Below are 22,613 nucleotides of genomic sequence, written 5' to 3' on the forward strand. Positions count from 1 at the left end.
TCTATCAAATACGTTGCAACTAAAATAAGTGAAATAGTATGTAGAAAAAGCCTTCTGATGAAAGGCTTTTTATTTTTGGGTTAAATTTCAGAATTATCAATTGACTTTGTAGGTCTGTTTTTTTATATTAGTAGGTATACTAATAACTACTAATATATATGTATCGTTTTGAGATGAGAGTTATATAGAATGTGAGGGATTACCGTTGGATGAAATAATAAAGGAATTACAAAAGTTAGGTTTTTCCCAGTACGAATGTAAAGCGTATATTGGATTATTAAAACATTCCCCAGTAACTGGGTATGAAGTGAGTAAACAGACAGGAGTACCTCGTTCGATGATTTATGAAGTGCTCGGTAAATTGATGGATAAAGGAGCAGTGCATATCGTTCCTACTGAACCAGTGAAATATGTACCAGTACCAGCTACGGAGCTAATGGATCGAATGCGAAAAGATTTTGAAAAGTCCTTTGAATTTTTAGACCGGAAATTAAATTGTTTAGAACAAGAGAGACAAATAGATGTAATTTCGCATATTCGCTCCAATGATCGTGTTGTAAAAGAAATATGCAATATAATTAATAGGGCAAAGGACGAGTTATGGATTTCTGTATGGGAAGATCAAGTGCATGAAATTGAGCCATATATTCGTCAAAAGGAAGAGGAAGGTGTACATATATTTTCAATCTTATTTGGCGCTCCAAATACAAAAATAGGCGCGACGTTTCACCATAATTATATGACGCCCCACGTTGTTGAAAAGAGAATGGGTGGTCATTTAACTGTTATTGCTCGTGATGGAGAGGAAGTATTAATTGCGAACTTTTCAAATGATAGTACCTCATGGGCCGTAACAACGTATGACCCAGCTTTAGTGCTCGTTGCTACAGAGTATGTGCGGCACGATATTATGGTCGAAGAAATTACGAAGGAATTTGGGGCTGATAAGTTAGATACGTTGTGGCGTGAAAATATAGATTTAGTTCATGTCGTAACAGGAAAAAGAACGATGGAAAGAATGGAGGATGATATGGATGAGTAAGGCTCAGGCACATGTAGCTTTGCAGAGCGATGATACATTTCAGCAAGGAGTAAAAGATTGTTTACCAACTGTATTTGGTTATTTAAGCATCGGTATAGCAGCTGGTGTAATTGCAAAAACAGCAGGTTTCTCCATCATTGAAATTGCATTTATGTCCACTTTAATTTATGCAGGTTCTGCCCAATTTATATTAGCTGGTATGTATGCAGCCGGTGCTCCTGCTTCAGCAATCATTTTCACCGTCTTTTTTGTTAATTTACGCCACCTTCTAATGAGTGCTGCCCTTGCACCATACTTTACGAAACTTCCGCTATTAAAAAACGTATTTATCGGTTCTCAAATTACAGATGAAACGTTCGGCGTTGCAGTGCAGCATGCAGCGCAAAAAGGATATGTAGGCGACAGGTGGATGATGGGCTTAAATGTAACAGCATATTTAAATTGGATTCTTGCTACTATTATTGGCGGGCTGTTTGGTGAGTGGATACCAGATCCACATACGTACGGGATGGATTATGCATTACCAGCAATGTTTATCGGATTATTTGTACTTCAGCTCATAAGTAGTAAACCGAAACTAGCAATTCATCTTACTGTTGCAATTGTAGCGATTATGATCGCATACGTTTCACACTTATTTATGCCAGATAGTATAGCGGTTATTATCGCAACATTACTAGCTGCGACGATTGGAGTTGTGATTGAAAAATGGAAATGAGATTAGACGTACTATTACTTTTACTAGCAGCTGGAGCTGTCACACTCGTGCCACGTATTTTACCTCTACTCGTATTTAGCAAACTACAAATTCCAGACTGGGGTTTAAAATGGCTAAATTACATACCAATTGCGATATTAGCAGCACTTTTAGCCCAAGTACTATTTATGCATGAGACGATGCAGTGGGATTACCTTATCGCAGCAATCCCAACATTTCTTGTTGCAATATATACTCGTAGTTTATTAGGTACAGTATTAACGGGAGTGATTGTGATTATTTTGTTACGTTTCTTTTTCTAAAAAGGATTACACTCATATAATAGCGAAAAGTGTAATAACATGAAAAATATAGGGGTGGTGTTATGATACTTTTAACGATAGGAGCAATTTTGTTAACGTTGTTTATTTTCTTTATTATCGGCTTTATTACGTTTATGATGTTTGTTGATAAGGCGACACCTCAAATATATTATACACCTTGTGAATCAGTGACAGTGAAAGATAAAGGTAAAAATAAAAGGAAGAAAAGTTGAATGTTGGCTTTTCTTCCTTTTATTTTATCTGATTTTTCTGTATAATTTAAGTTAGTTATACAACTAACTTAAAAGGAGGTCGTAGAAGTGGCAAAACCGAATGTTGTTAATAAAGAGAAGTTATTAGAAGCAGCAAAAGCAATTATTGCAGAGCAAGGGATGGAAAAGTTGACATTAAAAGCAGTTGCAGAAAGTGCTCAAGTTACACAAGGTACCGTATATTATCATTTTAAAACGAAGGATCAATTATTACTTGAAGTAACTGAATCGTTTTGTAAAGCATCATGGGAACAAATAGGAAAGGATGTACAGTTAGAGAAGGCTTTAAAGTCCGCGGAAAGTAGATGTGTGAAAGATTCAATGTATCATCATTTGTTCTTTCAATTAGTAGCAAGTGGATTACAAAATGATGCGATGAAAGATAAAATTGGTGGATTGTTACATTATGAAAATCAAAAATTAAAAGGCGTGTTAAATAAAAAAATAGGAGATACAATGACATCTCAAATTTCAACGGAAACATGGAGCGTTTTATGTAATGCATTAATTGACGGATTGGCATTGCAAGCATTATTCAATCCATCTTTTTCTACAGACAAAGTATATGGTGATTTGTATATGCTCTTGGAAAAGCTTACAGTGCTACAAAAGGGAGGTAATGTCAGTGGATAATAGACTTTGGCTCACCATTTTATTTTCGATTGGCGTTTGGTTTTTTGCTTCAGCATTTTTCATTATTTTTGGTTCTTCCGTTTTATTAGAATATACTTCAAATAGATTTTTTCTACAATTGACGTTTCTTGAATTAGGAACGGCTATAGCTTTATACTTTGTAATGTGGTTATACAAAAAACTAGATACTACAAAATATGCAGTTATTAAGTTAGGTATATGCGGTACAGCAATCGGTTTAATTTTAGATACTTACATTTTATATAATTCTTCTAATCTATTCTCACAATTCTCCTCACAGCAAATTATATCATTTACCATTTGGATGGTTATTGCTTATGCTTTATATTTACTAATCCCTTTCGCCATGGAACGAAAAAAGTTGTTGTAAAGAGGTATGTTATCCTCTTTACAACAATTACATCCCCGACAGAAGTAACAACAATAACCCAAATAAAAAACTAATAAAGGAAAGAAAACCGATACATATCGAGAACACACGATTATTTCTCCATTCGCGCCAGAAAACGATAAGCCCTAACATACAAAGGGAAAACCAAATCGGCAAGAATATAAACTTGCTAACTTTCTCTGGGAGTAACGAATAAAAAGATGTTACATATAAAATCCAATTTGTGAAAAAAAATGAAAACGATAATAGATTGTAAGTAGGGGCGGTTGGAAAACTCCCCCTTTTTTATAGTTACAATAATGATAGTTAGTGCTGAGAAAAAGGCAATGAATATGAAAATAAGTAAGAATAATGTAAGCGTCATTTATAGCTCCTTTATAAAAGTGTTTTTTACAAGAAATGCATCTATTACATTGTATGCTTGCTTTGTAGAGTGCTCGTTATATTTTTCTGTGTACGGATTTAGAAATCCATGTTCACCGTGTAGTTGTTTTATTTCTAATAAAGGATTTTTTTGTTGCTGCAACGATTGAATGAAAGAGGATACTGAAAAACTAGCTTCTTTTTCAGGGAAAATAAGTAAGGTAGCACATGTTGGTTTTATATGAATATAGTCACGTATACGGGAACCGTAACATCCGATAATAAAATCTATTTTCGGATTGTTACTGCATAGCCAGGAGATGGTAGCGCCAACACTAAATCCGATAAGTCCAATATGTGTATAATTACTTGAAAGAGTATTGATGAATTCTTTAATTTGTTCTTTTCCATCATCAAATCCAATATTATTTACAAAATGTTGATATGCTTTTTCTTCATCACTATAATGAAATGCATGTTGCGATTGTAGAAGATTAGGACAGAATACATCTATATGAGATGAAGTGAAGTGTTGGGTAACGTGATGCATATGGTCGTTCACACCATATATTTCATGAACAATAACGAGAGCTAATTTTTTCTTCATAGTTATAAAGTACCTCTATGAAACTTAAATTCTTTTTCAACAAGGCAGATACGCAGGTGGAAGTTTTCATACCATTGCTCACGACCTCTTTTTTTCGCTTCTTTATGTAAGGCGTTCTGTTTCCAATTGTCAATTGCCGCAAGTGATTCCCAATAAGAAATTGTGATTCCGAGTCCCGAATGATTTCGTGCACTTTCTACACCTAAAAATCCAGGTTGCTGCTTTGCAAGTTCCTCCATTTTTTCAGAGGCGGTACTATAATCTGTCGTATCATTTGATAAATGAGAAGTGAATATAACTGCATAATAATGATTGTTTTTTTCTAAAGCAGATTTCATTATCTTTCCCCCTTAATATATAGTGCGAATAATTCATTTATAGTTTGTATTTTAGCAGGTTAAAAAAAGAAAAGAAGTAGAAGATTCTTATTTTTTTAGTTGTTGTAAAACAAGGGGGTATAGAGAATTTATATGAAAGTAAGAAAAATGCCACTTCAAAATCGAAGCGGCATTTTTTATATTTCCTCTAAGCTATTAACGGGGACCGTTAATTCGCGGTCTGGATTTTTAACTTCATATATGCGGGCGGTTTCGTTGTTTTCATCGACGTGTTGAATTGTAACAGGCATGCCTTGAAAACTGACATTTGCTTGTTCAGATGAAACAGAAAGCTCTTTTGCACGTTGAATATTCATTTATATTCCTCCCATCATTATTATCTTTGCTAAAAAAGAGGAATAATATACCATTTCGAGACATTCTTAAAGTTTTTGTATTATTTGTAATGTTTCTTTAATAAATGAAGAGAAAATAGAATCCGGATACGATTGTATCATTTCATTTGCTTTTGTTGCTTCTTCAAGAGCTCTTTTTTTATCATTCAGTTTAACGTAACAAAGTGCACGATATGCACCTGCTGTTGTAAGCCACGATTGATCCAATGGATGGTTCATATAATCCGGTATAATGCCACGTTGTAATGCTTCTAAAGCTTCTTCGTAACGTTTTAATCCGTATAAAGATTTTCCTTTTTCAAGATAATACAATCCGTCGTCTTGAAAAATGGGCTGATCTTTTAGTTTTTCTCGATATTGTTCTAGATGTTTTAATGCGATTGTATATTCATTAGTAATCGTGTTGTAGTAATAGGCTTTTAAAATATTAGTCATCGCAATGGATAGAGTATCTTCTGTAAAAATGGCAAATTGCTCAGATTTCTTTATGTAATATAAATAACGCTCTTTATCAACTGTAATGACTTTTTGATAAGATAAAATCCGGTAAAATACATCTGTTTTATAATACACTTGATGTTTTTTTGAAAATGTGAGTGTCTCTAATATCGTTTCTTCACATTTTTCATAATCGCCACATGCCAGTAATATGATGGCTTCATATAAACATAAATCAATATGTATAATAAGATCCATTTCTAAATGTTTCTCTTCATAATCATTTCTAATATTAGATATAAGTTGTAAACATTCTGCATACTTTTTACGTGTGAATATCGCAAAAGATAATTTTAATTTTGTTTCCGTACTGTCTCGGTATAACTTATATTTTTCGAAAATAGAAACAGCTTTTTCTACGTAAGATTCAATGTTGTAATCTTTCATAATCACCGCAGCAGTTACGAATTGTTTGTATATACGAGCCGTATTTAAAGTAGAAGGGAGCTCTTTTTGAACGATAGGTAGTAAAGTCTCGTACACTTCATCACATTTGTTTTTCTTTATGAGTTGCTCCATTTTTGTAATGAGTTCCACAATTTCTCCATCATCATCTTCTAATAAAAAACTCGCTTCACATTCAAGCTTTTCAGCGATGTATTGTAATGTTTTCATGGAAGGGGTAGCTTTTCCATTTTCAATTTGACTAAGCATACTTTTTGTAAGTTCCGAACCTGCCAGTTCTGTTTGTGTAAGTTTTTTTTCTTTACGTAACGCTTTAATTTTTTCACCGAGAGTTGCCATATTATTGCTCCTTTATAATTAAAAAGTTAAATTGTATTTAACTTTTTGTTGTAAAAATTGGAAAGTTGATTATATAATAAGTTTAACACAATTTAACTTTTAAGGGGAGAAAGTCATTATGGGAGATATAAGTATAGGAGAAAATGATTCAAGAATGAAAGTTGCAACGAGAAATATTATTTTGATGATGATTGGAAAGATGACGTCTTTATTAGGGGCAGGTATTTATACATTCGCAATGGGGTTATACGTATTAAAGACAACTGGTTCAGGGATGGGGTTTGCTATTACGCTCGTTTGCGGATCACTACCAAGGATGATCTGTGGTCCGATTGCAGGTGCTGTAGCTGATCGTGTGAATCGAAAATGGCTTGTCATTGGCACTGATTTATTAAGTAGTTTAACGATGCTTATTATGTTTATTCTTGCTACTATATTTGGACCGTCACTTCTTTTTATCTATATTTCAGCGGCATTATTATCAATTTGTGCAAGTTTTTATTCTGTTGCATTAACTTCGTCTATTCCTAATTTAGTAGATGCGGGGCGTATTCAAAAAGCGAGTGCTTTAAATCAAACGGCAGCTTCTTTATCAAATATTTTAGGTCCGATTATTGGTGGAGTTGTATTTGGTTTCTTTTCCATTAAGTCGTTCTTTTTGTTAAATAGTATTACGTTCTTTTTAGCAGTTATTTTGCAATTATTTATTGTATTTGATTTATACAAAAAAGAAGTGGCTGAGAGTAAAGAGCGTTTCTTGACGAGTATAAAAGAAGGATTTTCATATGTAAAACGACAGCATGAAATATATGGTTTAATGAAAATAGCATTGTGGGTAAACTTTTTTGCGTGTGGGCTAACCGTAGCACTTCCATATATTATCGTCCATACATTGCATCTATCTTCAAAGCAACTCGGTACTGTAGAGGGAATGTTAGCAGTCGGGATGCTAATGGGTGCGATTGCTTTATCGGTGCGTAAAGAAGTGAATAATCCGTTTCGTTCTATTTATACTGGGCTGTTTTTGTTTGCGGGTTTAAGTTTATGTACAGTCTTCCCATTGGTAGTTACCATTTCAAAAGGGGCAAGTTTTATTTACTATATTGCTTTTATGATGTTAACGGGTATAGCAATTATGATTGTAAATATTCCGATGCAAGTACATATGCAAAAAACGACAGATCCGAGCTACTTAGGGCGTGTATTTGGCCTACTTGAAACAATTGCTACTGCAATCGCACCACTCGGTATGATTGTATATGGATTATTATTAGATATGTTGCCAACTAGCATTGTTATGATGACGATAGGCGGAGGTTTATTGTTAGTTGTATTAGTTGGAGTAAAGCAACATATGGCGAAAAAACAAGTAGATATGTCTGCTTAAAAATAAGAAAATAATAAAAAATTGACTTATCATTATAAAAATGACCAAATTAGTATTTTAGTTTTTGAAACTCTTTTTCATGTATGTTACAGTATAGTGAGCAGGCAAAGAAAAGGAGAAAACATCATGAAAAAATTAAGTTTTGTTATGCTTTTTCTATTAGTCGTAATGGCTGGATGCAGTAATTATGACACGTATATTGAAACAGGTATGCAATCATTGAAAAATGAAAAATATAGTGATGCGATTATGTGGTTTGAAAAAGCGGAAAAAGAGAAAACAGGAAATGAAGCGAAAGCATATAAAGAAGTCGCTCAGTTATTGGAGCGCGGAGCTACATCATTAAAAGATGGTAAGTATTTAGAAACGAAAGATATTGCAAATGAAGTGCTACAAAAGAAAAAAGACGATGCACTTGAAAAAGCTGTAACATCAAATGCAGAGGATATGCTTCAAAAAGCAAAAGATGTGGAAAAGAAAGTAAATGAAAGGGTGGCAAAACGGAGAAAAGTAGAAGAAGAAGGAATCGATAAACTCATTAAAGCTGTCGACAGTATAGATGATGTAAAAGAAAAAGAAAAGAAAGTTTCAGAAGCATTAGATAAGGCTGAAGAGGCACAAGAAAAAATTGAAGCAAAGAAAAATAAATAGAGTAATTGTTTAAAAGGCTGTCGTGTATAACGACAGCCTTTTAATTTTTTGCTGCATAAGAAGTGATGCTATGTAGTAAAAAAGAAATAATTTTAGAATTCCACCTGTCCTCATGATGAATCGTATAAATGTTACGTTGAAATTCAAATCCAGGGATGGGTATGTAGCATAGTTCATTTCGGTGTACTTCTTGTTCAATAGCGAGTTTAGAAATAAAAGCAACTCCATTACCGTATTTTAAAATTTGTTTCATCGTTTCTAATGAATCTAATTCAATTTCAGATTGGAACGTAATGTTATGAGCTAACGTCCATTGCGTAAGTAAATCTCTCGTTGTAGATGGGTTACGATGCAATAGTATACGTTCTTTTTCAATATCTTGTAATGATACATTTTCTTTTTTTGAAAAATGATGTTCTTTGGAGAAAGCAAGAACAAGTGTATCAGGTATTATTTTTGTTTCTTTTAAAAGTGATTCATCAAACGGTGCCGCAGAAATTACCCCGAGATCAATTTCATGATTTTGTAGCATTACTCGAATTTCAGGAGCTGTTTTTACCATAATTGTTATTTTTATATTGGGGAATTTGCATTGAAATTGGTGAATAATTTCTGGTAAAAGATAAGTCGCTGGTACATAACTAGCGCCAATTGTTATAGCACCTTTATGAAAATCTTTAAACTCTTGCGTGACCCGCCTAGCTTCTTTCATAAGTGCATCTATTTTACAAGCATAATGATGCAGTGCCTCACCAGCCTCTGTTAAGAAATATCTTCCAGAACGTAATTCAAATAAAGGCACACCGAGTTCCTCTTCTAAGCTTTTTATATGGAATGTAATAGTAGGTTGTTTAACACCAAGTTTTTCTGCAACTATCGTAAGTTTTTTATATTTCTTAATAAGCACTACAATTTCTAATTTTAAGAGATTCATTATGAGTTGCCGCCTTTTTTATTTTAACTATAGAAAAAATCTATAGAAATAAATAGTTTATTAGAAGTTTTTTAATTTAATCTTTACAGTACATTAACATTCAGTATAAATCTTCCAGATAGAATGAAAGCAGGTTAAGAGTGAGGGGAAAGAGGTGAAACGATGGATATTAAAATTTATGGATTAGAAAAGAAGTTTGGAAAAACACAGGCGTTGAAACCATTACAAATTGTCATGAAACAAGGTGAATTCACTACACTTTTAGGACCTTCGGGATGCGGAAAAACGACTTTACTTAGAATGATTGCAGGACTTGAAGAGCCAGATAAAGGTGAAATATATTTTGGAGATAAGTGCATGTATTCTGGTGCGAAAAAAATAAAAACATCTCCTCATGAACGTAATATCGGTATGGTATTTCAAGATTTTGCTTTATGGCCGCATATGACAGTATTTGAAAATGTTGCATTTGGTTTAAGGGCTACAAAGCAAACGAATCAATTACGGGAAAAAGTAGAAGATGCAATAAAGCGAGTTCGCTTGCAAGGGATGGAGAAAAGATATCCACATGAACTCTCTGGTGGACAGCAGCAACGTGTCGCATTTGCTAGAGCGATTGTAACAAAACCGCATTTTATTTTGTTTGATGAACCGCTGAGTGCACTCGATGCAATTTTGCGAGAAGAAATGCGATTAGAGCTTATGGATATCGTTCATTCGATTGGTTTAACGGCATTGTATGTCACTCACGATCAAACAGAAGCTATGTCAATGTCAGACGAAATTATTGTCATGAAACAAGGAGAAGTATTACAAAAAGGAACACCAGAAGACATTTATGTGAAGCCATCGCATGAATTTGTTGCAAAATTTGTTGGTAAGGCAAATTGGCTTGTAGAGGGTAAACAAATGATTCGTCCAGAGCATGTGAGCTGGACGAAAAATGAAGTGTGCGAAATGTATACAGGTGAAATCCAGCACGTTACATATGTAGGAGAACGGTATGAAATGAAAGTAAACATGGGTGCACTTGGAATATGGACAGCTTATCACAGTAGTAAATTAAGCATCGGTAAACCAGTATCGTTATATGTGCCAAAAAAATGTATTCATCATATAGGGGGAGAATCGTATGAAGAAATTCAGTTCGCTTAAGTCTTTATTTGTATGTACGTTATTATTTTCTGCTGTAGTAACAGGGTGTAGTTCAAAGACAGGTAGTGCAGATGCCAAAAATAAAAATGCGAATGAAAAGAAAATTGTTGTATATAGTGCGGGGCCAAAAGGATTAGCAGAAAAAATACAAAAGGACTTTGAAAAGAAAACAGGTATAAAAGTAGAAATGTTTCAAGGAACAACAGGTAAGATTTTAGCGAGAATGGAAGCTGAAAAGAAAAATCCAGTCGTTGACGTAGTCGTACTTGCATCTTTACCAGCGATGGAAGGATTAAAAAAGGATGGGCAAACGTTAGCTTATAAAGAAGCGAAACAAGCTGATAAGCTTCGTTCTGAATGGTCGGATGATAAAGGACATTATTTTGGATATAGTGCTTCAGCATTAGGAATTGTGTATAACACAAAAAATGTGAAGACAGCGCCTGAAGATTGGAGCGATATAACAAAAGGGGAATGGAAAGGAAAAGTGAATCTTCCAGATCCAGCACTATCAGGCTCAGCATTAGACTTTGTAACAGGATATGTGAAAAAGAATGGGAAAGATGGATGGAATTTATTTGAACAGCTTAAGAAAAATGAAGTTACAGTTGCGGGGGCAAATCAAGAAGCGTTAGATCCAGTTGTAACAGGTGCAAAAGATATGGTCATTGCGGGTGTTGATTATATGACGTACAATGCTAAAGCAAAGGGTGAACCGGTCGATATTGTCTATCCCAAAAGCGGAACAGTTATTAGCCCACGTGCAGCAGGTATTATGAAGGATAGTAAAAATGTAGAGGGTGCAAAAGAGTTTATTGATTATTTATTATCAGATGATGTGCAAAAACAAGTTTCTAAAGCGTATTTATTACCAGGCAGAACAGATATAAAAGCAGAAAATAGACCGAATGTAGAAGAGATTCCCGTATTAAATATTGATTGGAAAACAGTTGAGAAAGAACAAGATGAAATAGGAAAACAATTTAAGAAAGTATTTCAATAAGATGGTGATTACATGGTAAATCGATTCGTATCAGTAAGACAAGTTGGAATGACGGTAGCGTTATTACTTGTGGCGATGTTAATCGTCATTCCGCTTTTCCTCATTTTATTTTCTAGCGTATATGAAAATAGTAGTTGGAATTTTTTAAAGCCTTTTGAAGTGATGCAGAGTGGTGGATTAGCTGGAATTTTTCTAAACTCGATGCTTCTAGGTGTACTCGTAGTAATAGGAGCAACCGTATTTGCATTTCCATTGGCGTTCATTATGAGCAAAACAGATGTTGGAAAGTATAGTAAATTGGATATTATTTTTATGATTCCATTTATGACTCCGCCGTATATTGGATCGATGGGCTGGATTTTGTTCATGCAACCGAACGGCTATTTCGAACAGTTTTTCCCGATGCTAAAGACGATTTCATCTTCGTTTTTTAGTTTAGGAGGTATGGTATTAATTATGAGTCTGCATTTATTCCCATTTCTTTACTTTATGTTGAAAAACACGTTACTTCAAATTGGAAGTAGTAAAGAAGAGGCTGCAGCGGTTCATGGTGGAAACTTTTTCTATCGTTTACGAAAAATAATATTGCCGCTATTAGTATCAAGTTATGTAATGGGTGCTTTACTCATTTTCGTAAAGACGATCGCTGAATTTGGAACACCGGCTACATTCGGACGAAGAATAGGATTTCATGTGTTAACATCAGAGATTCATAAATTTATTTCGAGTTGGCCGATTGATTTTAGTAGTGCAACAGCATTATCTTCTTTATTACTTAGTGCGTGTATGCTCATTTGGTATATGCAAAATGTATTGAACCGAAAGTATTCATATGCAATGGTTAGTGGAAAAGGTGTGAAGTCTAAAAGGTATACTTTGTCTATATTTACACGCATTGTAGCATGGGGCTATGTAATTGGTTTATTAATCGTATCAATTGGAATCCCGTATTTTTCTATACTGATTGCTTCATTATCAAAATTAAGAGGCGGAGGTCTACAGTTAAATAACTTTACAACAAGCCATTATGAAGCATTATTTACAATTGGATCTCCAGGATTAGAAGCTTTATGGAACAGTTTTCTTTTTTCACTTATAACAGCGATTATTGCTGCTACTATTGGAGTGTTTTTGGCGCTTATGATTCGAAAGGGGAAAAACTCTTCTGAAAAATGGCTTGATATGTGCGGTATGTTACCGAATATGGTACCAGGAATCGTGATGGTTGTAGGGCTTATTTTATTTTGGAATTCACCCTATATGCCCATGTCAATTTACAATACGCCAGTCATGGTTATCGTAACGTACGTTGTTCTTTTTTTACCTTATACGGTGCAATATGTAAAAGCATCGCTCGTGCAAATTGATGATTCTCTAGTACAGGCAGGAAGTATTTTTTCTGGGAATTATATTTATATTTTTAGAAAAATAATATTACCTCTTATTATCCCGGGAGTTCTTGCTGGGTGGGCGATGACATTTACAATCTCGATAAGAGAGTTAGTAGCATCCCTTCTCGTACTGCCTCCATCAGTAGAAACTTCAGCAACATTTATTTTTGCTCAATTTGAACAAGGAGAAGTATCTATTGGCATGGCAATGGCTGTCGTTTCAGTTGGACTTACAACAATATGTTTATTACTTCTGCAACATGTGGAGCAAAAACGAAAAGGGGTAGCATGATGAGAATAGAAGTATGGGGAGGAGCGGGAGAATACGGTCGTTCTTGCTACTTCGTAAAAAATAAAGAGACGAAAATAGTATTTGATTGTGGTATTAATCGATCATATGAGGATAGTTATCCAAAAATAGAGAGGGAAGTTGTACCGTTTTTAGATGCAGTATTTTTATCACATATTCATGAAGATCATACGATGGGCTTACCTTTATTAGCGAAGTATGGATATAAGAAAAAAATTTGGACGACTCGTTATACGAAGGAGCAACTTCCCGTTTATTATGAAAAATGGAGAAACTATAATTTGACGCAAGGATGGAATGTACCTTATAACGACCAAAATGTTAAAGATTTAAATTATGTATATATTGATGAAATTAGTAATCCGAATGAATGGATACAGATTACACCTACATTGCGTTTTCAATGGGGGTATAGTGGGCATGTATTGGGGGCTGTTTGGTTTTTAGTGGACATGAGTCATACATATGTATTTTATTCTGGCGATTACTCAGCAGAGTCTAACATACTACGAGCTAATTTACCTGAGAATTTGCGCGCTGATATAAAAGTCGCAATTGTTGATGCAGCTTATCATACTGATGATGTTTCGCAACATGAACGAGTAAACGAACTATGTACAGAAATTGAGGGAGTTGCGCAAAAGAAAGGAATAGCATTACTACCGTTGCCACCGCTTGGTAGGGCGCAAGATATCGTATTGTATTTGTATAAAAAATATAAAGAACTTCCCATTATAGTAGATCAAGAAATTTTGCATGGATTTGAGGAGATGTTCGCATATAAAGATTGGCTCAAAAATAATGAAGAACTTGAAGGGCTTATGGAGAGTTTAAAAAGAAACATAATCGCTATGGATCATGACATCGGTACGCAAAATAGTTATGGAATAGTTGTAATGAGTGATGCGAATATGCAAACGAAACGAGCGCAGTTATATTATGAACAACTGCGATATGAAGAACGAAATTCCATTATATTTACAGGACATATTGCTAAAGGGAGTTTTGCAGAAAAGGTTATGAAAGAACGTGTAAATAAAGAATGTAGGGTGAAGCGAGTTCCTTATAAAGTTCATCAAAGTATAAGTGACGTTAAGGCAATGTTAAATACACTATTACCAGAACATACGGTGTTAGTACACGCTTTGAAAGAGGATACGGATCGATTACAGAAAAAGCTTAGCACGGCAGGGTATGAAAATGTACATTCACTTACTATGGAACGTATAGAAGTCATTTGAAATGTAAAGGGGATAGGTATATGAAAAAAGTATTTGTATTCGTAAGCATTTTCTTTTGTTGTTTCCTTTATAACGTTAAGGAAGGGTTTGCTGCCAGTCCGATGACACCTAGTTTTGAAGTGAAATTATTATTAAAACCAGAACAAGTATTAGGTTATAACAAAGAGATAAATCAAGAGGTACTAGAATATTTCAAGGCTGGTACAAATTATGAAAGAATACAAGTGCAATTTTTAGATACGGCAAATAAAAATTTAAGTAATGAAGGTTGGTTTGCGAGAATTCGAAAGAAAGAATTTAGTAAAGATTTTGAGCTAACATATAAAAAAAGATATCCCATTCAAAATGGTGTAATTCAAGATGCACTAGAAGTGGCTAAAAAGGATGGATTTGATAGTAAAACTGATAACTATGAGGCAGAAATAGATTGGGGATTTGAGAAGAAAACGTTAAGTATTTCAAATAAGAAAAGCTACAGTGCTAAAGGGTATGGAGTACTTGATTTACCAAACGAACGAGATGCTCAAAACATGTTAATAGAAAAGTTGCCAGGGAAAATGAACAAATGGTTGTATACGAATTGGGGAGAAGAAATGCTCAACAATTCTCGTATTTACGGTCCTGTATTAATGAAACGGTATACAGCTGAATTTGAAAATATTAAAACGAATATTGAAGTTTGGCCACTAAGTAATACAGGGAAAATAGAAGATGATTTCGTAATAGAAGTATCGTTTAAAACAAAAGAGGAAAGTATTGCAACAAAACAAAGAGAATTATTAATGAAGAGTTTAGAACAAAAAGGATGGTTGTTACCGAAAGATAGTTTGAAGACAGAGCTTATTTTTCAGTGAATAGTAAAAAGGAATCCATATTCCATGGATTCCTTTTTCTAATATATGAGTATTAAGCTAAATCAGCTGACACGAACATATCATTATTTTGAAGGTTTTTAGAGCGTAAACTATAAGCAACTACTTTCTTTTTATGTTGCTTTACAACATCAACATGCTCTTCATGACTATAAATATAAAATGTAAAATCTTTTTTGCCACGTTTTGCATTGATTATTAAAGGCGTACCCTCATTATGTGGCGGTGCATAATAGCGATCTAAAAATAAACCTTCGTTAAAATCATGAATAATTTTGGATTTTTGTTCGCCTTCTAAGTTATTTCCATTGATTGTAACAGTCGCATTCTCTTCTTCAAGTTGCGGATGTGTTTCGTACTTGCTAATAATGGATTCAATAACAGTGTTAGGAAGGCTCGAAACGATAATTTTAAATGCCCCAAATACAACTAACATAACAATAAACCAAGTCGTCATAGTATATCATCCCCTTTTTCCTATTAAATAATATAACTCATATGGTAATAGTACATATGGTGAAGTTTTGTATAATTTGTGAAAAATATGCCATTTTTACGAATGAAATATTAGAAAAATCAATTTTGTTACAAAAAGTTGAAATCGAAGTATTTTAAGAGAAAAAGGTTTATAATAAAAATATAACTAATAACCACATTACTAATTATAAGGAAGTGTAACTATGAGTACTGTAACAATCGTGTATGGTATTATTCTTTCCACAATTATCATTTTATTTATCGTTGGGGTTTCACGTTATATTCATAAATGGAAAGAAGGCGTTGCGAAATTAAATCACATTGAAGAAGAACTTAGTGATTTAATGTTACATCATGGTAAGTAAAAAATTTATTTTTTAACTAAATAATGTGAAGAATATCACAAAACATGCTCTCCTTATGAAGGCATGTTTTTTTGTTATGTGAATGATAGGCACATTCATACATTTTTTCCATACGATACAGTGTGAAACTAGAAATGTTCGGAGTGGAAAAGAGGGATAAAATGAGTAGTTCAGGTTATGTTCCAGATAATAAAAATTTAAAGAAAAGTTCAGGAACTCCAAACCTTTTCTTTGATTCGAGAAAAAACATCTTTTTTAAAAGAGATGAGAAAAACGTTGCTTATGAAGTTACGTCAACGCAGTTACCAGCAATGATCGGTGGAGCGTTTGTCGATTTATTTATGACAAAAGGGCACATGCGGGAACCACATTGGCATCCGAATGCGTGGGAATTAGATGTTGTTGTATCAGGAGAAGCGATTACATCTATCTTAAATCCGGAAACGAATCAATTGCAAAATTATCATGTAAAAGCGGGGCAAACCGTCTTTATTCCAATGGGATGGTGGCATTGGATCACAGCGGTAACAGAAGAAGTACAATTACATTTGTTCTTCAATAACGATCAGTTTGAAACAGCAGAAGGATCAGACATACTTAGATTAACACCGCCAGAAGTATTTCAAGCTGCATACGGTGTAAGTGCGGAAAAATTAGGGAAGGACCTTTCACAAATTAAGGAGTCAGTTGTCATTGGTCCTCCTAACTCCAATCGATTAAAAGGTGCTAAAGAAAGTGGCGACTCAAATATAGTTGTTACGTTAAATGGACAAATAACATCATGTGAAATAGAGTAACTCTTTCTTTTTTAGGAAGAGTTACTCTGTTTTGTATAATTTTGTAATTCAATTCGTTATAATTATATAGTAGGGAACTTAGTAAAGGGGGGCATATTGTGAACATATTAAAGATTATAGGAATTGTTGCAGGAATTATTATAGTAGCCGCTATAGCTTTCTTTTTTATTATGAAGTACTATTTGTCAAAAGAAGATCCTAATTACGTATTACAGTACATAAAAGAGCATAAAGGTGATAAAACATGTTCATTACTAATTAGAAAAAATGGGGAAGTATTAACATCTATAAATGAAGATGTAAAATTGCCATTAGCGAGTATGGCCAAAATTGTAATAGCAGTTGAATTTGCTAAGCAAGTGTCAGAAGGAAAAATAAGTCGGGATGAACAAATTTCATTGCAGGAGTTAGAAAAATATTACGTTAAAAACACTGATGGTGGAGCGCATCCTGACTGGTTAGAAGATGCCAAAGCGAGAGAGTTAGTGAAAAATGGACAGATCGCTTTAGAAGAAGTCGCTAAAGGGATGATTCATTATAGTTCTAATGCAAATACAACATATTTGTTAGATAAGCTTGGAATAGAAAGGGTAAATGAAAGTATAAAAGAATTAGAGCTTACTAGTCATGACAAATTCTCTGCGTATACTGCTTCACTATATATGAGAGGGTATGTAGAAAAAGAGCTTCATGAGCCAGAAAATCAATCATTAGAAATGATACGTAACATGTCAAAGGATGAGTATAATAAACATGTATTACAAATTCATGAATGGATGAAAGATGAAGAAGAATGGAAAAAACGGGATATTCCATTAAAGGTAGATATGGAATTTCAGCGAATTTGGTCAGATCGATTAGTGAGTGCAAACGCTAAAGATTATATGAGTATAATGGAAAAAATAAATAGTAGAAATTATTTTCCAAAATCAATGCAAGAAGAAATCGAGAACATTTTCAAAGGAACAGTTAAAAATAGTAAGTTCGAATATGCTGGTCAAAAAGGTGGTTCTACCGCATTCGTATTGACAAAAAGCTTGTATACTACAGATAAGAAAGGGAATAAAGTAGAAGTTGTCATTATGTTTAACGATATAGAAGATCAAGTTGCATATCAAAAGCTGAGAAATAATGTAGATTATTTTATTCGAGACATTATAACAAGTGAGGAATTCAAAAATAAATTATAATAGAATAATTTTATTATGTAAACAAGGTGCTATTAAAGGTAGGTGTTGAGATGAGGTTGAATGAGTATATGCTTGAAACGTTTCCAAATTTAGAACTTAGACCACCTCTATTTTATAATGGGGATATTGGTATTCGCTTTAGATTAGGTGTGAACTATGATTGCAATAACATTTATGAAAACTGCCCATATTTAGAAGGCGTTTATAATAGAGCGATTACTTTATTTCAGTCTTTACATGCAACAGAAGATGATATTTATATCGTAGTGGATGTAAATGACTATGCAGACGGTGAAATTTTCAAACACAAATTGAATATCTTTTCTAAGTATGTAAAAGAGAAGTCCGATTTGTTTAAGTTACAGAAAAATACAATCCCTTATATTTTTCCAGAAGACGATGAAGACGGGGTATATAAAACTCATAGATATACTTTGAAATGTAAAGTTTCAGACTTGAAATACATTCCTATGCTAAAAGCAATTTGTAATCAAGATATGGGAATAAAACCGCGTATTTTTCATAGGGTGTATTTCATAAATATTAACAAGAATACTATATTTCACGTTTATGATGATAGGGGTTGTGATGTATTAGCTACCTCTCCTAATACAATTAGAGATATTTATCATACATATAATGATTGGATATTAGAATACGACAGAAATAAAATTGATAAAGTATTTAATTGAATGTAGTCTATTTTAAATGAGGGAAATACCATAGAGGTGTTTCCCTTTTGTTAATATGAAAATCAACATTCAAATTTGACAGCACTTATTATAAAGGTAAAGGGATTTGATGGTAATGTATTGAATTTGGATAGAAACAGAAAAGGGGGATGAATGAATGACGACAATATATTTTGTTCGCCATGCCCACTCTACATATACAAAAGAAGAACGGGAAAGGCCTTCATCTGAAAAAGGTTTGTTAGATACGCAGCATGTAACACGCTTATTAAAAGATAAACATATTGATGTTGTGATTTCTAGTCCGTACAAAAGGGCAATGCAAACTGTGCAAGGAATTGCGAATACATATAATTTATCAATACAACTGGAAGAAGATTTACGGGAAAGGCTATTAAGTAAAGAACCAGTACAGGATTTTAATGATGCTCTTCAGAAGGTATGGGAAGACTGGACTTTTGCATACGAAGGCGGAGAATCAAATGATGTAGCGCAAAGACGTGCTGTAATATGTATGCAAAGTATATTAAAAAAATATAAAGGTAAGAATATTGTAATAGGTACTCATGGGAATATTATGGTATTACTAATGAATTATTTTGATTCGAAATATGATTTTCAGTTTTGGAAAACCCTTCATATGCCTGACGTGTATAAATTAACTTTTGATAATAATTGTTTCAGTTCTGCTGAAAGAATACAGTCTACAGATTATCAGATAAATAATTTGTAAAAGTTTATCAAAAAAAGAGGAAAGGGAGAAGTTATTGTAGAAGTATGACTTTGTAACATAAAAAATATGTGTTAAAGGAGGCTGTTTACATGTTTGAGAAAGAGAAAGAAGGGCTTATTGAAGTTCAGAACGTATTTGAAATTGTACCAGCAGATGGAGCAATTATTGGTATGGCAACGGAAGAAGAAATGGAAATTGCTGCTGAACTAGAGCTGCAGTACTATGCCCATTCTCGTTTGTTAGAAGCAAATATTCAGTTAGACGGTTCCTCCTACAAAGAGTTACTTCAGGAGTTCCAGGAGTACGAAAGAAAATCAATGAGCTTTTGGCGAGCAATACATAAGCGTTTAGCTGTGCCATGGGCATGGGTATTACGTATTGACGTTGCGAATGGCCCTATATATGTAAGTAATGGGAATTCGTATTATGAAGAAATCGATGATGAAGAAGATTATGAATAGATAAGTAAGGAAGCAGCGTTAGTTGCTTCCTTTTTTTATTTGCAAGGAGTGAATTGCTTCAATAATAATATCTGGTCGAGTATTTTCAATTCCGTGACCAGCATGTTCGGCAAGTATATATTGGCTATTTATTGAGAGTTGTAATTGTTCATGAATCAGTTCTTGCCACATTGTTTCTAGTTGTGTTGCTTCCTCTTTTGGCATGCCATCCTCAGTCAACTGAGTAATAGAATATTGAGGGTCCCTACCAATAACGATTAAAGGTGTTTCTAATGTTTTATATAACTCTTTTATTAAGCGAGCACAATTTTTCCACGCACATAGTTCAGAAGCTGTCGCTTTATATAATAGAGGGGAGGTAGAAAATTCAATGTACTGTCTTGATTGATCAACGAGTATAGGTTTTAGTTCATTATTAAGCATGTCTATATCCATTTTGGAGTATGTATTATATTTTTGAAGCCACATATCATCCGAATCCGTTTGATCAGAAATTGGTAAATAAAGTTCATCTAGTCGGTGTAAGTTCATGGAAGTAGAATCAACTAAAATAAGTGCTTGCAACTTATCTTCATGTAACATCGCAAAATGTTGTGCACATAAGCCTCCATAGGAATGACCGATTAAAATGATAGGCTCGTGAATAGCAAGTTCATGTAGTAACATATGAAGTTCGTTTGTCGCTTGTCTTGTAGTACGCGAATAATTTCCTAGTTCACTTTTTCCGTAACCTGGGCGATGGTATGAAATGACTGTAAAATGTTGTGAAAGTTTTTCTATAATAGGGAGCCAATCATAAAATGAGCAACCCATTCCGGTCTGAATAACTACCGTTTGTTTACTACTTCCTTTTGTATATACTTCTATAGTTTGCTCCAATACCTCTACAAATTTATAAATAATAAACCCTCCTAACTAAGCTTGAAATAATTTTTGACAAGCAAAAACGATACACCAAACACCTATACCAAACAGGACAGATGTACTAAGTGAAAATGAGTTTTTTAGACCAATATAGACGATAAATAGTAGTAGTGCGGATGCAGGAAATCCATATAATACGCCTATAGCAAATTGACTTAATTCTTGTTTGTTCCCGCCTTCTAAAGAAATCCAAAATAGGCTTAGTAAACTTACAAGAGGAAGGGCAGCAATAAAGCCGCCTATCGTACTATAATGTTTAGCGACTTCAGTAATAACGCCAATAATAAGTGCAGAAACGATTACTTTAACGAGGAAATGCATATTTTGCCTCCTTCGCTAATAACGAAAAGGCTTTTTCAATTAATTGTTGTTCTTCTTTTGATAACTGTGATTCTAATATTTTTATCTTTTCTTTATCTAGTAAAGTATGCTTTTCTAATATTTCAATGCCTTCTTTCGTTAAAGTAAGGTTTACGACCCTTTCATCTTGTTTGTTTCTTTCTTTTATAATAAATCCTTTTTGAATGAGGCGCTTTACATGTTCTGATGCTGTGTTATGAGAGAGACTAAGCTCAGTAGCGACTTTTCCAATTGTTATATCTTTCTCACGAGAAATGAGTTGTAAAATACGAATGGCTTGGTGAGAAAGGTTATCCTCATACTCATATCGTAAGTGATAATAAATGCTCTCCCAATGTTGATTGATGTCTTTCATAATGATAAATCCCCCTGTTTTTATATCGTATAGTAAGATATATTCGTGAACGTAGAAATAAAATCCTTTTATTTGGATAAAAAATGTTGAAAAAGTTTATTTTTATTGAAATATAAGGTAATCTATGTGTAAAGGTATACATTTAGCAAGAGAGAGGATGATAGCTGTGAATACATTCAAATGGATGAGTCATGAACAGATGTATGTAGATGAAATACATGTTGAAAAATGTGGTCCTCTTTCAGTCGGCGTATATGGGGGAAATCAAGAGAGTGATGCATATGAACGAGGAGATGCGGTACTTGCTTGGTGGGATCCTGAATTACAATTTGAATTTGTTATGATTTTTGATACACACCACAAAACAAAAAATATTGATTATATAATAGAAGCAATTTCAGCAAGAAAAGAGAAACTAAAAGAGTTATTTTCTTACCCGATACATTTAGCTTTTCATCATACGCATATGTACTTATTAGCGTTATTTACAGATGAATTGTTTATTGAAAAATGTGATCAAGATGATGAGGAACTTGCATGCTTAATTTGTTTGCGAAAAGGCGAATTTTTATATTGGCTATCAGTTGGTGATTGCTTCGCATATTTATTCCATTCTGAAAAAACGAAGAATGGTAAAGGGCGGTTAAATAAACGGAAGAATTACGAATATATTGGTAGGAAAAATATTTTTGCTGCAAATACACCTTGCTTTACATCAGGTGTCAGAGGATTAGAAAAAGGAATGAATCACATTGTAATGGCAACGGACGGTATTTTAGAGTGTGATAAACGAAAATTTGATGATGATCAATCTTTAGTAGAAATATTGCACGACGGAAGTTGCTTACAGATTGAGCCAGTATTAACAAATGTACTGCAGTGGAAAGGTAGAGATTGTGCCACAATTATTGGATGGTCCATTGATACTGAAAATAAAAAATGCGCTAATTAATATAAAAGGAGTTCAAGGTTTTTATCCTTGAACTCCTTT

General features: G+C 33.7%; 30 protein-coding genes and 1 pseudogene. 21 read left to right on the forward strand and 10 right to left on the reverse strand.

All coding sequences use genetic code 11. The annotated features are described in order from the left end of the window. The first annotated feature begins 205 nt into the window (after nt 1-205). The 6 genes from DT250_RS20285 (at nt 206) to DT250_RS20310 (ending at nt 3,358) form a co-directional block, all read left to right on the forward strand. Nucleotides 206-1,042 carry a TrmB family transcriptional regulator gene (locus DT250_RS20285; protein ID WP_149213625.1) on the forward strand — a complete coding sequence of 279 codons (837 nt, stop codon included), beginning with the start codon at nt 206-208 and terminating at the stop codon, nt 1,040-1,042. Continuing rightward, entirely contained in the window at nt 1,035-1,760 is a 726-nt protein-coding gene (locus DT250_RS20290) for an AzlC family ABC transporter permease (protein ID WP_075310279.1), read from the forward strand. The genes DT250_RS20285 and DT250_RS20290 overlap by 8 nt, the downstream gene beginning before the upstream one ends. Further along, nucleotides 1,751-2,062 (forward strand): AzlD domain-containing protein, encoded by a 312-nt coding sequence (locus DT250_RS20295; RefSeq protein WP_000425942.1) that lies wholly within the window; start codon nt 1,751-1,753, stop codon nt 2,060-2,062. Before DT250_RS20290 ends, DT250_RS20295 begins: the two co-directional genes overlap by 10 nt. 62 nt (nt 2,063-2,124) lie before the next feature. Next, nucleotides 2,125-2,295: a DUF3951 domain-containing protein gene (locus DT250_RS20300; RefSeq protein WP_060489754.1), complete on the forward strand. Its 171-nt coding sequence runs from the start codon at nt 2,125-2,127 to the stop codon at nt 2,293-2,295. Between the two features lie 87 nt (nt 2,296-2,382). Beyond that, nucleotides 2,383-2,967 (forward strand): TetR/AcrR family transcriptional regulator, encoded by a 585-nt coding sequence (locus DT250_RS20305; protein WP_097889314.1) that lies wholly within the window; start codon nt 2,383-2,385, stop codon nt 2,965-2,967. Continuing rightward, nucleotides 2,960-3,358, forward strand: coding sequence for a DUF5367 family protein (locus tag DT250_RS20310; RefSeq protein WP_141555527.1), 399 nt, complete (start codon nt 2,960-2,962; stop codon nt 3,356-3,358). Before DT250_RS20305 ends, DT250_RS20310 begins: the two co-directional genes overlap by 8 nt. A 27-nt stretch (nt 3,359-3,385) precedes the next feature. On the opposite strand, the pseudogene DT250_RS20315 reads toward DT250_RS20310, so the two are convergent. The 5 genes and pseudogenes from DT250_RS20315 to DT250_RS20335 all read right to left on the reverse strand — a co-directional run bounded on the left by DT250_RS20315 (nt 3,386) and on the right by DT250_RS20335 (nt 6,324). Next, nucleotides 3,386-3,743, reverse strand: a pseudogene (locus DT250_RS20315) (hypothetical protein). Further along, nucleotides 3,744-4,349, reverse strand: a complete 606-nt coding sequence (locus DT250_RS20320; protein ID WP_097889317.1) for a dienelactone hydrolase family protein — start codon at nt 4,347-4,349, stop codon at nt 3,744-3,746. Between the two features lie 2 nt (nt 4,350-4,351). After that, complete coding sequence (locus tag DT250_RS20325) at nt 4,352-4,687, reverse strand: antibiotic biosynthesis monooxygenase family protein (protein ID WP_097889318.1); 336 nt, start codon at nt 4,685-4,687, stop codon at nt 4,352-4,354. Between the two features lie 176 nt (nt 4,688-4,863). Beyond that, complete coding sequence (locus DT250_RS20330) at nt 4,864-5,043, reverse strand: H-type small acid-soluble spore protein (protein WP_097889319.1); 180 nt, start codon at nt 5,041-5,043, stop codon at nt 4,864-4,866. Between the two features lie 66 nt (nt 5,044-5,109). Further along, nucleotides 5,110-6,324 (reverse strand): helix-turn-helix domain-containing protein, encoded by a 1,215-nt coding sequence (locus DT250_RS20335; protein ID WP_088062925.1) that lies wholly within the window; start codon nt 6,322-6,324, stop codon nt 5,110-5,112. Nucleotides 6,325-6,442: 118 nt separating this feature from the next. On the opposite strand from DT250_RS20335, the gene DT250_RS20340 reads away from it, so the two are divergent. Together DT250_RS20340 and DT250_RS20345 are read left to right on the forward strand one after the other, a co-directional pair. Continuing rightward, nucleotides 6,443-7,711 (forward strand): MFS transporter, encoded by a 1,269-nt coding sequence (locus DT250_RS20340; RefSeq protein WP_088062926.1) that lies wholly within the window; start codon nt 6,443-6,445, stop codon nt 7,709-7,711. Between the two features lie 126 nt (nt 7,712-7,837). After that, the gene (locus DT250_RS20345) at nt 7,838-8,362 is read left to right on the forward strand and encodes a COG3014 family protein (protein WP_149213626.1); all 525 of its coding nucleotides are present in this window, start codon (nt 7,838-7,840) and stop codon (nt 8,360-8,362) included. A 40-nt stretch (nt 8,363-8,402) separates the two neighbouring features. On the opposite strand, the gene DT250_RS20350 is transcribed toward DT250_RS20345, so the two are convergent. Then, nucleotides 8,403-9,296 carry a LysR family transcriptional regulator gene (locus DT250_RS20350; protein WP_149213627.1) on the reverse strand — a complete coding sequence of 298 codons (894 nt, stop codon included), beginning with the start codon at nt 9,294-9,296 and terminating at the stop codon, nt 8,403-8,405. Nucleotides 9,297-9,458: 162 nt separating this feature from the next. On the opposite strand from DT250_RS20350, the gene DT250_RS20355 reads away from it, so the two are divergent. The 5 genes from DT250_RS20355 to DT250_RS20375 are packed head-to-tail and all read left to right on the forward strand — an operon-like array spanning nt 9,459 to nt 15,250. Continuing rightward, a complete protein-coding gene (locus DT250_RS20355; protein WP_149213628.1) occupies nt 9,459-10,451 on the forward strand; it encodes an ABC transporter ATP-binding protein in 993 nt (330 codons plus the stop codon). Continuing rightward, on the forward strand, nt 10,429-11,454 hold the full coding sequence (locus DT250_RS20360; protein WP_149213629.1) for an ABC transporter substrate-binding protein: 1,026 nt from the start codon (nt 10,429-10,431) through the stop codon (nt 11,452-11,454). The genes DT250_RS20355 and DT250_RS20360 overlap by 23 nt, the downstream gene beginning before the upstream one ends. Before the next feature lie 12 nt (nt 11,455-11,466). Next, complete coding sequence (locus tag DT250_RS20365) at nt 11,467-13,137, forward strand: ABC transporter permease (protein ID WP_149213630.1); 1,671 nt, start codon at nt 11,467-11,469, stop codon at nt 13,135-13,137. Beyond that, nucleotides 13,134-14,396 carry an MBL fold metallo-hydrolase gene (locus DT250_RS20370; protein ID WP_142291710.1) on the forward strand — a complete coding sequence of 421 codons (1,263 nt, stop codon included), beginning with the start codon at nt 13,134-13,136 and terminating at the stop codon, nt 14,394-14,396. The genes DT250_RS20365 and DT250_RS20370 overlap by 4 nt, the downstream gene beginning before the upstream one ends. A gap of 20 nt (nt 14,397-14,416) precedes the next feature. After that, complete coding sequence (locus DT250_RS20375; RefSeq protein WP_000755323.1) at nt 14,417-15,250, forward strand: hypothetical protein; 834 nt, start codon at nt 14,417-14,419, stop codon at nt 15,248-15,250. 52 nt (nt 15,251-15,302) lie between these two features. On the opposite strand, the gene DT250_RS20380 is transcribed toward DT250_RS20375, so the two are convergent. Then, a complete protein-coding gene (locus DT250_RS20380; RefSeq protein ID WP_073529983.1) occupies nt 15,303-15,725 on the reverse strand; it encodes a YfmQ family protein in 423 nt (140 codons plus the stop codon). Nucleotides 15,726-15,766: 41 nt separating this feature from the next. Between DT250_RS20380 and DT250_RS20385 the strand changes: the two genes are divergently transcribed. The 7 genes from DT250_RS20385 (at nt 15,767) to DT250_RS20415 (ending at nt 19,983) form a co-directional block, all read left to right on the forward strand. After that, nucleotides 15,767-15,883 (forward strand): hypothetical protein, encoded by a 117-nt coding sequence (locus DT250_RS20385; protein WP_002011946.1) that lies wholly within the window; start codon nt 15,767-15,769, stop codon nt 15,881-15,883. A 65-nt stretch (nt 15,884-15,948) separates the two neighbouring features. Continuing rightward, nucleotides 15,949-16,110 (forward strand): peptidase, encoded by a 162-nt coding sequence (locus DT250_RS20390; protein WP_087983163.1) that lies wholly within the window; start codon nt 15,949-15,951, stop codon nt 16,108-16,110. 161 nt (nt 16,111-16,271) lie between these two features. Continuing rightward, complete coding sequence (locus DT250_RS20395; RefSeq protein WP_060489788.1) at nt 16,272-16,907, forward strand: cupin domain-containing protein; 636 nt, start codon at nt 16,272-16,274, stop codon at nt 16,905-16,907. Nucleotides 16,908-17,005: 98 nt separating this feature from the next. Next, nucleotides 17,006-18,097: a serine hydrolase gene (locus DT250_RS20400; RefSeq protein ID WP_149213631.1), complete on the forward strand. Its 1,092-nt coding sequence runs from the start codon at nt 17,006-17,008 to the stop codon at nt 18,095-18,097. Between the two features lie 50 nt (nt 18,098-18,147). Continuing rightward, entirely contained in the window at nt 18,148-18,789 is a 642-nt protein-coding gene (locus DT250_RS20405) for a DUF3885 domain-containing protein (RefSeq protein ID WP_098222385.1), read from the forward strand. A gap of 157 nt (nt 18,790-18,946) precedes the next feature. After that, entirely contained in the window at nt 18,947-19,522 is a 576-nt protein-coding gene (locus DT250_RS20410; protein WP_149213632.1) for a histidine phosphatase family protein, read from the forward strand. 89 nt (nt 19,523-19,611) lie between these two features. Next, nucleotides 19,612-19,983, forward strand: coding sequence for a hypothetical protein (locus tag DT250_RS20415; RefSeq protein WP_046959012.1), 372 nt, complete (start codon nt 19,612-19,614; stop codon nt 19,981-19,983). A gap of 18 nt (nt 19,984-20,001) precedes the next feature. Here the strand turns inward: DT250_RS20415 and DT250_RS20420 are convergent, their stop codons facing one another. The 3 genes from DT250_RS20420 to DT250_RS20430 are packed head-to-tail and all read right to left on the reverse strand — an operon-like array spanning nt 20,002 to nt 21,622. After that, nucleotides 20,002-20,862 carry an alpha/beta hydrolase gene (locus DT250_RS20420; protein WP_149213633.1) on the reverse strand — a complete coding sequence of 287 codons (861 nt, stop codon included), beginning with the start codon at nt 20,860-20,862 and terminating at the stop codon, nt 20,002-20,004. Between the two features lie 36 nt (nt 20,863-20,898). Beyond that, the gene (locus tag DT250_RS20425; protein WP_000545644.1) at nt 20,899-21,228 is read right to left on the reverse strand and encodes a DUF3147 family protein; all 330 of its coding nucleotides are present in this window, start codon (nt 21,226-21,228) and stop codon (nt 20,899-20,901) included. Further along, nucleotides 21,212-21,622, reverse strand: a complete 411-nt coding sequence (locus DT250_RS20430; RefSeq protein ID WP_000651933.1) for a MarR family winged helix-turn-helix transcriptional regulator — start codon at nt 21,620-21,622, stop codon at nt 21,212-21,214. Before DT250_RS20430 ends, DT250_RS20425 begins: the two co-directional genes overlap by 17 nt. Before the next feature lie 124 nt (nt 21,623-21,746). Between DT250_RS20430 and DT250_RS20435 the strand changes: the two genes are divergently transcribed. Continuing rightward, nucleotides 21,747-22,574 carry a PP2C family serine/threonine-protein phosphatase gene (locus tag DT250_RS20435; protein ID WP_088062938.1) on the forward strand — a complete coding sequence of 276 codons (828 nt, stop codon included), beginning with the start codon at nt 21,747-21,749 and terminating at the stop codon, nt 22,572-22,574. Nucleotides 22,575-22,613: the final 39 nt, after the last annotated feature.

The sequence above is a fragment of the Bacillus sp. AR2-1 genome (assembly GCF_008368755.1).
GTDB lineage: Bacteria > Bacillota > Bacilli > Bacillales > Bacillaceae_G > Bacillus_A > Bacillus_A wiedmannii.

Excerpts from the sequence above, each read along its gene's own strand:
- DT250_RS20290 (WP_075310279.1), top strand. The coding sequence starts at position 1,035 with ATGAGTAAGGCTCAGGCACATGTAGCTTTGCAGAGCGATGATACATTT.
- DT250_RS20295 (WP_000425942.1), top strand. The coding sequence starts at position 1,751 with ATGGAAATGAGATTAGACGTACTATTACTTTTACTAGCAGCTGGAGCT.
- DT250_RS20300 (WP_060489754.1), top strand. The coding sequence starts at position 2,125 with ATGATACTTTTAACGATAGGAGCAATTTTGTTAACGTTGTTTATTTTC.
- DT250_RS20320 (WP_097889317.1), bottom strand. The coding sequence starts at position 4,349 with ATGAAGAAAAAATTAGCTCTCGTTATTGTTCATGAAATATATGGTGTG.
- DT250_RS20325 (WP_097889318.1), bottom strand. The coding sequence starts at position 4,687 with ATGAAATCTGCTTTAGAAAAAAACAATCATTATTATGCAGTTATATTC.
- DT250_RS20330 (WP_097889319.1), bottom strand. The coding sequence starts at position 5,043 with ATGAATATTCAACGTGCAAAAGAGCTTTCTGTTTCATCTGAACAAGCA.
- DT250_RS20335 (WP_088062925.1), bottom strand. The coding sequence starts at position 6,324 with ATGGCAACTCTCGGTGAAAAAATTAAAGCGTTACGTAAAGAAAAAAAA.
- DT250_RS20340 (WP_088062926.1), top strand. The coding sequence starts at position 6,443 with ATGGGAGATATAAGTATAGGAGAAAATGATTCAAGAATGAAAGTTGCA.
- DT250_RS20345 (WP_149213626.1), top strand. The coding sequence starts at position 7,838 with ATGAAAAAATTAAGTTTTGTTATGCTTTTTCTATTAGTCGTAATGGCT.
- DT250_RS20350 (WP_149213627.1), bottom strand. The coding sequence starts at position 9,296 with ATGAATCTCTTAAAATTAGAAATTGTAGTGCTTATTAAGAAATATAAA.
- DT250_RS20355 (WP_149213628.1), top strand. The coding sequence starts at position 9,459 with ATGGATATTAAAATTTATGGATTAGAAAAGAAGTTTGGAAAAACACAG.
- DT250_RS20360 (WP_149213629.1), top strand. The coding sequence starts at position 10,429 with ATGAAGAAATTCAGTTCGCTTAAGTCTTTATTTGTATGTACGTTATTA.
- DT250_RS20365 (WP_149213630.1), top strand. The coding sequence starts at position 11,467 with ATGGTAAATCGATTCGTATCAGTAAGACAAGTTGGAATGACGGTAGCG.
- DT250_RS20370 (WP_142291710.1), top strand. The coding sequence starts at position 13,134 with ATGATGAGAATAGAAGTATGGGGAGGAGCGGGAGAATACGGTCGTTCT.
- DT250_RS20375 (WP_000755323.1), top strand. The coding sequence starts at position 14,417 with ATGAAAAAAGTATTTGTATTCGTAAGCATTTTCTTTTGTTGTTTCCTT.
- DT250_RS20380 (WP_073529983.1), bottom strand. The coding sequence starts at position 15,725 with ATGACGACTTGGTTTATTGTTATGTTAGTTGTATTTGGGGCATTTAAA.
- DT250_RS20385 (WP_002011946.1), top strand. The coding sequence starts at position 15,767 with ATGGTAATAGTACATATGGTGAAGTTTTGTATAATTTGTGAAAAATAT.
- DT250_RS20390 (WP_087983163.1), top strand. The coding sequence starts at position 15,949 with ATGAGTACTGTAACAATCGTGTATGGTATTATTCTTTCCACAATTATC.
- DT250_RS20395 (WP_060489788.1), top strand. The coding sequence starts at position 16,272 with ATGAGTAGTTCAGGTTATGTTCCAGATAATAAAAATTTAAAGAAAAGT.
- DT250_RS20405 (WP_098222385.1), top strand. The coding sequence starts at position 18,148 with ATGAGGTTGAATGAGTATATGCTTGAAACGTTTCCAAATTTAGAACTT.
- DT250_RS20410 (WP_149213632.1), top strand. The coding sequence starts at position 18,947 with ATGACGACAATATATTTTGTTCGCCATGCCCACTCTACATATACAAAA.
- DT250_RS20415 (WP_046959012.1), top strand. The coding sequence starts at position 19,612 with ATGTTTGAGAAAGAGAAAGAAGGGCTTATTGAAGTTCAGAACGTATTT.
- DT250_RS20425 (WP_000545644.1), bottom strand. The coding sequence starts at position 21,228 with ATGCATTTCCTCGTTAAAGTAATCGTTTCTGCACTTATTATTGGCGTT.
- DT250_RS20430 (WP_000651933.1), bottom strand. The coding sequence starts at position 21,622 with ATGAAAGACATCAATCAACATTGGGAGAGCATTTATTATCACTTACGA.
- DT250_RS20435 (WP_088062938.1), top strand. The coding sequence starts at position 21,747 with ATGTGTAAAGGTATACATTTAGCAAGAGAGAGGATGATAGCTGTGAAT.